The sequence below is a fragment of the uncultured Nevskia sp. genome (genome assembly GCF_903885465.1).
Taxonomy (GTDB): domain Bacteria; phylum Pseudomonadota; class Gammaproteobacteria; order Nevskiales; family Nevskiaceae; genus Nevskia.
In genome coordinates, this window is sequence record NZ_CAISIQ010000395.1 from 1 (window position 1) to 8098 (window position 8098).

At 61.7% G+C, this 8098-nt stretch carries 10 protein-coding genes; 1 reads left to right on the top strand and 9 read right to left on the bottom strand.

Features of this window, described 5'->3' with window-relative positions; translation table 11 throughout:
- The first annotated feature begins 153 nt into the window (after positions 1–153).
- A complete protein-coding gene (locus QZY06_RS15345; RefSeq protein WP_295685939.1) occupies positions 154–882 on the top strand; it encodes a TetR/AcrR family transcriptional regulator in 729 nt (242 codons plus the stop codon).
- A 59-nt stretch (positions 883–941) separates the two neighbouring features.
- Here QZY06_RS15345 and QZY06_RS15350 read toward each other — a convergent pair whose 3' ends face one another.
- The 9 genes from QZY06_RS15350 to QZY06_RS15390 all read right to left on the bottom strand — a co-directional run.
- A complete protein-coding gene (locus QZY06_RS15350) occupies positions 942–1646 on the bottom strand; it encodes a M23 family metallopeptidase (protein ID WP_295685940.1) in 705 nt (234 codons plus the stop codon).
- Positions 1647–1758: 112 nt separating this feature from the next.
- On the bottom strand, positions 1759–3072 hold the full coding sequence (locus QZY06_RS15355) for a lipopolysaccharide assembly protein LapB (RefSeq protein WP_295685941.1): 1314 nt from the start codon (positions 3070–3072) through the stop codon (positions 1759–1761).
- Positions 3069–3722, bottom strand: a complete 654-nt coding sequence (locus QZY06_RS15360) for an energy transducer TonB (protein ID WP_084711644.1) — start codon at positions 3720–3722, stop codon at positions 3069–3071. The genes QZY06_RS15355 and QZY06_RS15360 overlap by 4 nt, the downstream gene beginning before the upstream one ends.
- Before the next feature lie 4 nt (positions 3723–3726).
- Positions 3727–4134: a biopolymer transporter ExbD gene (locus QZY06_RS15365; protein ID WP_022978557.1), complete on the bottom strand. Its 408-nt coding sequence runs from the start codon at positions 4132–4134 to the stop codon at positions 3727–3729.
- A gap of 38 nt (positions 4135–4172) precedes the next feature.
- Entirely contained in the window at positions 4173–4610 is a 438-nt protein-coding gene (locus QZY06_RS15370) for a biopolymer transporter ExbD (protein WP_295685942.1), read from the bottom strand.
- An 11-nt stretch (positions 4611–4621) separates the two neighbouring features.
- On the bottom strand, positions 4622–5146 hold the full coding sequence (locus QZY06_RS15375; protein WP_295685943.1) for a MotA/TolQ/ExbB proton channel family protein: 525 nt from the start codon (positions 5144–5146) through the stop codon (positions 4622–4624).
- Entirely contained in the window at positions 5139–6572 is a 1434-nt protein-coding gene (locus tag QZY06_RS15380) for a MotA/TolQ/ExbB proton channel family protein (protein ID WP_295685944.1), read from the bottom strand. Before QZY06_RS15380 ends, QZY06_RS15375 begins: the two co-directional genes overlap by 8 nt.
- Before the next feature lie 11 nt (positions 6573–6583).
- Positions 6584–7354, bottom strand: a complete 771-nt coding sequence (locus QZY06_RS15385; RefSeq protein WP_295685945.1) for a DUF3450 domain-containing protein — start codon at positions 7352–7354, stop codon at positions 6584–6586.
- 153 nt (positions 7355–7507) lie between these two features.
- Positions 7508–8098, bottom strand: a 591-nt coding sequence (locus QZY06_RS15390; protein WP_295685946.1) for an OmpA family protein, incomplete at its 5' end; no start/stop codon positions are given.

The window sequence follows — 8098 nt, forward strand, 5'->3', positions numbered from 1 at the left end:
ATGATATGGAACCATACTAGGCGTCAATCTGAACATAAGTCAACAGAATTTCATTAAGCGAGATTAGTTGTTTCAAATAAACAATAAAATCAAATATTTACAAATATAAAATCAAGTAAACTGAATTCATTAACAACCCCGGAATTGCTCTAGATGGCCAAAAATGCAAGCCGCAAATCTGCGAGTCGCCTGTCGATCGACGACCGTACTGCCGACATCCTCAACGCAGCTCGACAAGTCATCTCGGAGAAGGGCTACGAGAAGATCCTGCTCGCCGATATCGCCCGTCAGGCCGGCATCGTCGAAGGCACGATCTACCGCTACTTCCAGAACAAGCGCGACCTGCTGGTGAAAGTCGCCGAACTCTGGTTCGGCGAGCAGCTCAGCGCCGATTCCCATCTGGATGGCATCAGCGGCACCCAGAACAAGCTGCGGCACGTCGCCTGGCGAACGCTGTCGATCATCAAGCGTGAACCGGTATTGAGCCGCTTCATGCTGATGGAACTGCGCCCCGATCCGAACTACCGCAGCACTCCATTTTTCGAACTGAACCGTCACTTCACTCGCGAAACCCTGCAGATCTGCAAGGACGCGATCGCCACGGGCGAGTTTCACGCCGATGTCTCGCCCGCTCTGATGCGAGACATGCTGCACGGCTGCATCGAACATCGAACCTGGGCCTTCTTGCGCGGCGAAGGCGATTTCTCGCCGGACGAAGTAGCTGAAGGCATTGCCACCGTCGTCTACCGCGGCATGCTGGCCCATCCGGTTTCAAATCAACCGGCGGCGGCGCTGGAAACGCTGGTCGCTCGTCTCGAAAAAGTCGCCGAGCGACTGGAACAGAAACCCCCGCAAGTCGGCCGCAATAACCAACTGCGCTGACGGGCAACAAAATACTTTCCGACGATGGAGGCGCTCCGTTCAGGAGCACTCCACTTCGTTCATCGCATAGACAGCAGGCGATCAGGTGCGAAGGCCATGGTCAGTCGGAGGGGATCGACCTGCTTGCCATTGGCCAGCACTTCGAAATGGAGATGCGGTCCGGTTGAGCGCCCGGTCGATCCGACGAATCCGATGATGTCGCCGCGACGGACCACCGAACCGCGCTTCAGGCCCGGCATGAATTTCAGCATGTGGCCATAAACCGTTTCGACGCCGTAGCTGTGGCTGATCCGGGTGACGAAGCCGAAGCCCTTGCGGCCCTGCATTTCCTTGATCTGGCCATCCTGGGCGGCGCGGATCGGCGTTCCCAGGGGCGAGGCGTAATCGATGCCCTGATGAAACAGCTCGCGCTTGGCTAAGGGATGCATGCGCATCCCGTAGGACGAGCTGACACGCAGCAGACCCAGCGGCGCTCTCAGGGTCGAGGCGTATTCCAGCGTGGTCATCGGCCGATCTCGGGCGACGTCCGGCACTAGCGATTGCTCCGGCTTCGGCACCGATGGCATCGCGTAATTGACGGGCGGCGCGAGCCGCGCGATCGGACCAGACGCCAGGACCTTGGTCCGCGCGCCGTTCACCGTTGTCGATGACAGCGCGGCACGAGCGGGCGCAGCCACTGACTTCGCGATCTTCTTGCTATCGGCTTTGCGATCAGCCGCCGAGCTGGCCAGCGGCAAGCACGCCAGCAGCGCGATGCACGCCAAGGCGCTTGTCAATACCGTTCTTGCTGAACGGCCCGGTACTCTCTTGACGATTATCTGCACCCGGCCGTCTCCTCAGCACAGTGGTGCAATCCCGCTGGTCTCGCGCCAATGACTATCCGGCGCGAGCTCTGAGCGCCTGATTGCGTTCGATTTCGGTGTTGATGAATTTGACCCAGTTGGCGGCAGCTTCGGTCTGGGACTCGGATCCGGACGCTTGCGAGAACGCCTGTTTGGCTTCTGCGAGCTTGCCGCTGTTGTAGAGCACGGTGCCGAGCTGCATGTTCAGGCTGCCGGGGTTCGAGACGTTGGCACCCTTGAGGGCAGCGGCATAGGCTTCGGCGGCTTTCGACCACTCACCGGTCTGCGAGTACGCCTGGCCGAGGAAGTTGTAGTGCTTCGACTCGCCAGTCAGCGACGACAGCTTGACCAGCACCGGGATCGAGCGCTCGGTTTCCTTGGCGATCGCCAGGGCCTGCGCGAGCAGCTGCAGGTTCTCGGCGTTGAGCGGGATCAGCTTGTCCTTCATCCGCGCAGTGATCAGATTGACCGCCTGTTGCGGCGCTTCTTCCGCCAGATACAGACGCGCCAGATTCAGCACGTCGCCGACATTGGTGATGAAGCCACCCTTGTAGGCGGCATGCATGACGTTCAGCTGCTTGCGCTGATTGCCCTGCAGGCCATAGAGACCGGAGAGCTGGATGAAGTAGGTGTCTTTCGGATAGGTGCTGGTCAGGATCTCCATCACGCGAATCGCGCTCGGGTAGTCCTTCAGTTCGAAGAAGACGGCGCGAAGCAGGCCGAGCCAGTTTTCCTTCGGCTCCTGATTGCGCGCCTTGGCCACCGTCAGTGCCTTCAGGATCGGGGCCTTGGCTTCGGCGTACTTTTGCTGCTGGTAGTAAGCCTGGGCGTAGAGGATGTAGGCATCCGGCTGCACGTCGGACACCACCGAAAACCACTTGTCGAGGATCCGGATCGCTTTCGGATAGTCCTCGAGCAGGAAGTAGGTCTGGGCGAGTGCAAACAGCGAATTGTCACGCAGGCCGTCCGGCAGGTTGGCCTGCTTGAGGACGTTGGTGTACGCCTCGATCGCGCGTCTGTTGTCTTCCGTGGTGCGGTAGATCGCTGCGTACTGCACCCACAGCGTGGCCTTTTCGTAGTCGTTGAGCTTTTCGTACTTGGCCTTGAGCACGTTGAGCGCGGCTTCCGCACCCTTGTAGTCCTTGGCTTCGAAGGCTTTCTGAGCGACTTCCATCTGCTTGTAGGTGGCCTGACTCAGGGTCTGGGTGACCTTGGTCTGCGGCTTGACGCTGGCCTTCTTGTCGTCGGCCGCCTGGGCCGTCATCGCACAGGCCGACAGGCCCAGTGCAATGGCCAGGGCCATCGCTCGGGTTCGCGTGGTCATCGAGAGGCTGCTGCCAGTGCTCATCGTTTCTTGTCCAGCTTGAAGGTGATGACGTGACGCACGCCAGGGACCCGAATCGGCAGGCCGTTCTCGACGCGCGGCTTGTACTTGAATTTCAGCACCGCTTTCGCCGCCGCCTGATCGAAGATGCCTTGCGGCTTCGATTCGATGATCACCGGATCGGCCGTGGCGCCGGTCTCGGTAACGGTGAATTCGAGCAGCACATAGCCTTCGATGCCGCGGCTCAGTGCGCTGCTCGGATAGAGCGGCGCGACCTTGACGATTGGCAGGTATTCGCCGTCAGACGCCGACAAGGCAAAGCCGGTGTTCTTGGCCACGTCCTTGTCGACCTTGATCTGGCCGATGTTGACGCCAGCGGCACTCGGGCCTTCCACGGTCATCCGCTGAGTCGGCACTTCCGGCGCCACTTCCTTCTGTGGCAGTTCCGGGGGCGGCTTGCGCTCGCGGGTCTCCACTTCGAAGCTCTTCTTCAGGCGTACGAAGTCGATGGTCGGCAGCACTTCCAGCGCACCGACCGCGACACTGCTGTGGGTGATCAGCGTGTGCAGCAGCCAGAACATGCCGACGATGACGCTCAGGCCGACGCAGAGCGCCGGGATGAAACGGATGGGGTTCTGCGTGGTGGTGCCACGCGGCATTGGGGTGCTTGCCATGTGCTTAAACCTTGCCCTTGGTGCCGACCGAAACGGTCAGGATGCCGCCCGCCTGCACCTGTTCCATGACTTTGCTCATGATCCCGCTCTCCGACATCTTGTCGGCCTGGATCACAACGGTGTCGTCGGGGCGTTCGGCATGCATGCGCTCGACCATGGCCCGCACTTCCGGCAGTGAGACCTTCTTGCGGTCCATCCAGATTTCGCCGTTGGCGCGCACGGCAATCAGGATGTTGCCGGAGTCGCGATGCTCGGCCGTCTTGGCGTCGGTCGGAACGACCTTGACGCCGCTCTGCTTGACGAACGAGGTGATGATGATGAAAAAGATCAGCAGGTTGAAAACGAAGTCCAGCATCGGCGCCAGATCGATGCCGTGGTGCTCTTCGTCGTGATCGTGTCTTTGAGGCAGCATGGCGTTCGCTCGTCCTTACTCAGTGCTACTGCACAGGGCTACTGGGTTCTGCTGGTCGTCGTCGGCGCAATCGAGACGTTGGTGATGCCACCCTGACGGACTTCATCCATGACGCCGACGACGATGCCGGTCGGTGCCTTGGTGTTCGCCACGATGATCACCGAGCCTTCCGGCTTTTCGCCCTTGAAGCGCTCGACGTTCGGGCGCACCGAGCCTTTGTCGATCAGACGCTGGTCGACCACGATGTCGCCATTGTCGCGCACCGCGATGTACATCGTCGAATCGTCGTTGTCGGTCTTCTTCGCCTTGTTGCTCGGCGGCGGCGTCGACAGGGTCAGGCCGACTTCTTTGACGAAGATCGCGGTGATGATGAAAAAGATCAGCAGGTTCAAAACGAAATCCAGCATCGGCGCCAAGTCGATGCCATGGTCTTCGTCATCACCGTCGTCTACCGCGTGGTTGGACATCCGACGCATGGGGTGTCTTCCTAGAACTTGATGCGGTCAGCCAGCAATTCGGTTTCATACCGGATCGATGCCTGAAATTTGAATACCGGATACATGCCGGAGACGCTGACCGCGAGGCCGGTCATGGTGCAGTTCATCGCTTTCGATACGCCGGCAGCCATGGTCCGGGCGTCGGCAGAGCCCAAGATCGCCATCGAATCGAAGACCTCCAGCATGCCGATGACGGTGCCGACCAGGCCCAGCAGCGGGCAGAGCGGCACCAGCACCTTGACCATCGGCAGGTTGGCACTCATGCCGCTCGAGAGACGCGACACCAGGGCCTTGCGGACCTGATGCGCGGCCCAGGAGTGGCGCTCCGATCGGGCTTCCCAGATCGCCAGCGAGTCCTTGGTGAGCTTCGGCAGCGTGACCTGGAAGAACCAGATCCGCTCGAAGATCAGTGCCCACATGACCACACCGGCAATGAAGATCCACGCCACCAGCTGGCCACCGGCGTGCATCAAGCCGGCGACGGCTTCATACGGGGCCAGCAGGAGCTCAAGCATGGGCGGCACCCGATCCACCTTGGCGGGCTTCCAGCGTTTCGGCGAGAAGACCGGTGCTCTGCTGATCGAGGATCTGCACCAGACGCTTGGAGCGCGAGGCCAGGGCCGAGTTGATGAACAGCAGCGGAATGGCGATACCGAGGCCCAAGACGGTGGCGATCATCGCCTTGCCGATACCGGCGGCCATCAGCTTCGGATCGCCCGAGCCGGATTCGGTGATCGACTGGAAGGTCTCGATCATGCCGATGACGGTACCGACCAGGCCGAGCAGCGGGCCAGCCGCCACCACCAGCTTCACGAACGGCTGGATGCGCTGGATCGCGGGCAGCTCTTTCAGCACGGCTTCGGAGATGCGCAGCTCGACGACTTCGGCATCTTCGTCCTTCGGCATCGCCGAGCCCTTGAACGAGGCCAGCACGCGACCGACCGGGTTGCCCTTGTCGAGGTTGTTGAGGTTGGTCAGCTGCTTGTTGACCTTGGCGGTGACGATCGTCAGATAGAAGAACTGGTAGATCGCCAGGCCTGCGCCGATGGCACCGACCAGCAGGATCAGGTAAGCCACCCAGCCACCGACGTGGATGCGCTCCATCACTTCCGGACGCTGCGAGTACAGGCCGATCAGCACGCCACGCGAGGGATCGAGAATCATCGGGTGATAGCCGGTTTCCTGGCTTTCAAACGACTTGGCGGTGCTCAGGAAGTGGCCGGGCGGCTGCTTCGGCGGCACCGAGAAGCTGTCCGAACCGGTCTCGTAGGACAGGAATTTGCCGTCCGAGATCGCCACGAACGGGCCGACCCGCAGCACGTTCTTCTTGGTGCGCTCGCCGCTCGGCTGGGTGACGCTGGCGTCGAAGCGGGCAACCTTGCCGCCTTCGGTCATTTCCCGCTGCATTTCAAACCAGAAGCCCTGCAGATCTTCGATCGGCGGCATGGTCTTGGTCTGGGCCAGGCGATCGAGCTGGGCGATGCGCTCCGGGAACTGCACGGTGAGCATCGAGTTGCGGGCGGCCGATGCGAAGTCGCCGGCGCTCTGGCGCATGACGCCGAACAGCTCGCCGAGGTTGCCGGCCGAGGCGTCACGTGACGCCATCAGATCGGCGATTTCCTTGTCGTTGACTTCAAACTGCCGCTGCAGCGCTGCGGACTCCGCTTCCAGCGCTTCCTTGGCACGCTTGGCTTCGCCGAGCAGGCTGGCCTGCTGATCGCGCGAGGCGGCGAAGCGGGCTTCGCGCTCCTTGTTCAGGGCGGCATCTTTCTGGTCGGCTTTCTTCACCTGCAGCAGCAGGTCGTCCAGCGTCTTGGCACCGGCTGCTGCGTCCTGGGCCTGGGCCGGGATCGACGCGCAACCGAAAGCAATAAGGAACGCCGCCGAAACCTTGGTGGCGAAGGTGGTTACAGCACAGAGGTCTTTGATTCGGATGGACATGGGATGTGGTCTCAGTTGGCGGCGGCAGCAGCCGGCGCAGCAGCGGCAGCAGCCTGGAGGGGCACCATCAGCAGGTCAGGCGAGGACTGCTTGCGGGCGATCTTCAAACCTTCCTTGACGCCTTCAGTGGCGCTGTTGTCGATGACCCAGCCCTTCTTGTCGCGATCCCAGTAGCCGGTTTCCTTGGTGTCGGGCGTCTGGTACAGCAGGCCGACGCGGCCGATCCGCAGGAAGTCGACATCCTTGCCGTCCAGATTGCCGCGATAGCCTTCGATGGTGCGGCCATAGTCGATCTCGACCTGGTAGCCCTCGAGGATGCGGCGGAATTTCTCGGACACCGTGACGTCGGCGCGCGGCATCATGTCGTTGAGCGCCTTGACCCGCTCCTTGCGCTCATCGATCAGGAACGGAGTATCCAGCTCCACGAACTGGCCGAACACCGCCAGCATGTCCTGCATCAGCGGCAGAATCGCGATGTTGGTGCGGGCGATCTCGCGGATCTCCACACGCACCGAATCCTTTTCCGCTTCCTGCGAGCGCAGCTGCGATTTCAGCTGCTGGATGTACAGCTTCAGGCTGTCCGCTTCGCGCAAGGAGTTGCGGTATTCATCCGCAAGCGTCAGGCGCTCTTCGGCCAGGCCGTCGACTTTCTTCTGCGAGTCGACCTGTGCCACCAGCCACTGGTCACTGGTGGCCACCACGTCGCCCAGCTTGGCGGCTGAAGCGGCGGTGATGAGCAATGACAGGGTGATCCCAACGAGTACTGCTGGCCGTGATGCCATGACGCCACTCCTCCGTAATGCTGGTCGACTATTTCCGTACCCGCTGCGCCGAACCACTGGCTGACGTGACGAGACGGACTGGACTGCGTTGTTTGGTCTGGGTCACCGATCCGCGATGAATGGAGTCATCGCGGATCGGTGCTGTTGCGCTGCTTAAGGGGCCGGAGCGGCCGGTGCGTCTTCCGCAGGGGCGGCTTCAGCGGCTGCTTCCGGGGCCGCTTCGGCAGGCGCCGATTCCGCAGCCGCCGGAGCGGCTGCCGCTGCAGGCACTTCCCGCACGCCGGAGCCGGACACGATCTTCAGCTCGACACGACGGTTCAGGTCCTGGCCTTCGGTGGTGCCGTTGTCGGCGATCGGCTGCGAGGCACCGAAGCCGGCACTGGTCATCCGGTTGCCGGCAATACCCTTGTCGCCGAGGTACTTGACCACCGACGCCGCACGACGCTGCGACAAGCCTTCGTTGAGCTTCGCCGAACCGCGGCTGTCGGTATGACCACCGACCTGCACATGGATCGTCGGGTACTCGGTCAGCTCGCTGACCACGCCATCCAGCAGCGACTTGGCGTTGAGCGTCAGCGTCGCCTTGTTGGTGTCGAAATTGACACCCTTCAGCACGATGTTGTCACCCGTTCCGCAACCCGCCAGCGAGATCTTCTCGCCAGGACCCGGCGTCTTGCAGACCGGCGCCGGTGGCGGCGGCGGGCAACCCGTTTCGTCCACCACGCTGCCCGGCGGCGAATCAGG

Coding starts and splice junctions, on each gene's coding strand:
- QZY06_RS15375 (WP_295685943.1), bottom strand. CDS start 5,146: ATGCTTGAGCTCCTGCTGGCCCCGTATGAAGCCGTCGCCGGCTTGATG.
- QZY06_RS15380 (WP_295685944.1), bottom strand. CDS start 6,572: ATGTCCATCCGAATCAAAGACCTCTGTGCTGTAACCACCTTCGCCACC.
- QZY06_RS15360 (WP_084711644.1), bottom strand. CDS start 3,722: ATGGCAAGCACCCCAATGCCGCGTGGCACCACCACGCAGAACCCCATC.
- QZY06_RS15365 (WP_022978557.1), bottom strand. CDS start 4,134: ATGCTGCCTCAAAGACACGATCACGACGAAGAGCACCACGGCATCGAT.
- QZY06_RS15370 (WP_295685942.1), bottom strand. CDS start 4,610: ATGCGTCGGATGTCCAACCACGCGGTAGACGACGGTGATGACGAAGAC.
- QZY06_RS15345 (WP_295685939.1), top strand. CDS start 154: ATGGCCAAAAATGCAAGCCGCAAATCTGCGAGTCGCCTGTCGATCGAC.
- QZY06_RS15355 (WP_295685941.1), bottom strand. CDS start 3,072: ATGAGCACTGGCAGCAGCCTCTCGATGACCACGCGAACCCGAGCGATG.
- QZY06_RS15385 (WP_295685945.1), bottom strand. CDS start 7,354: ATGGCATCACGGCCAGCAGTACTCGTTGGGATCACCCTGTCATTGCTC.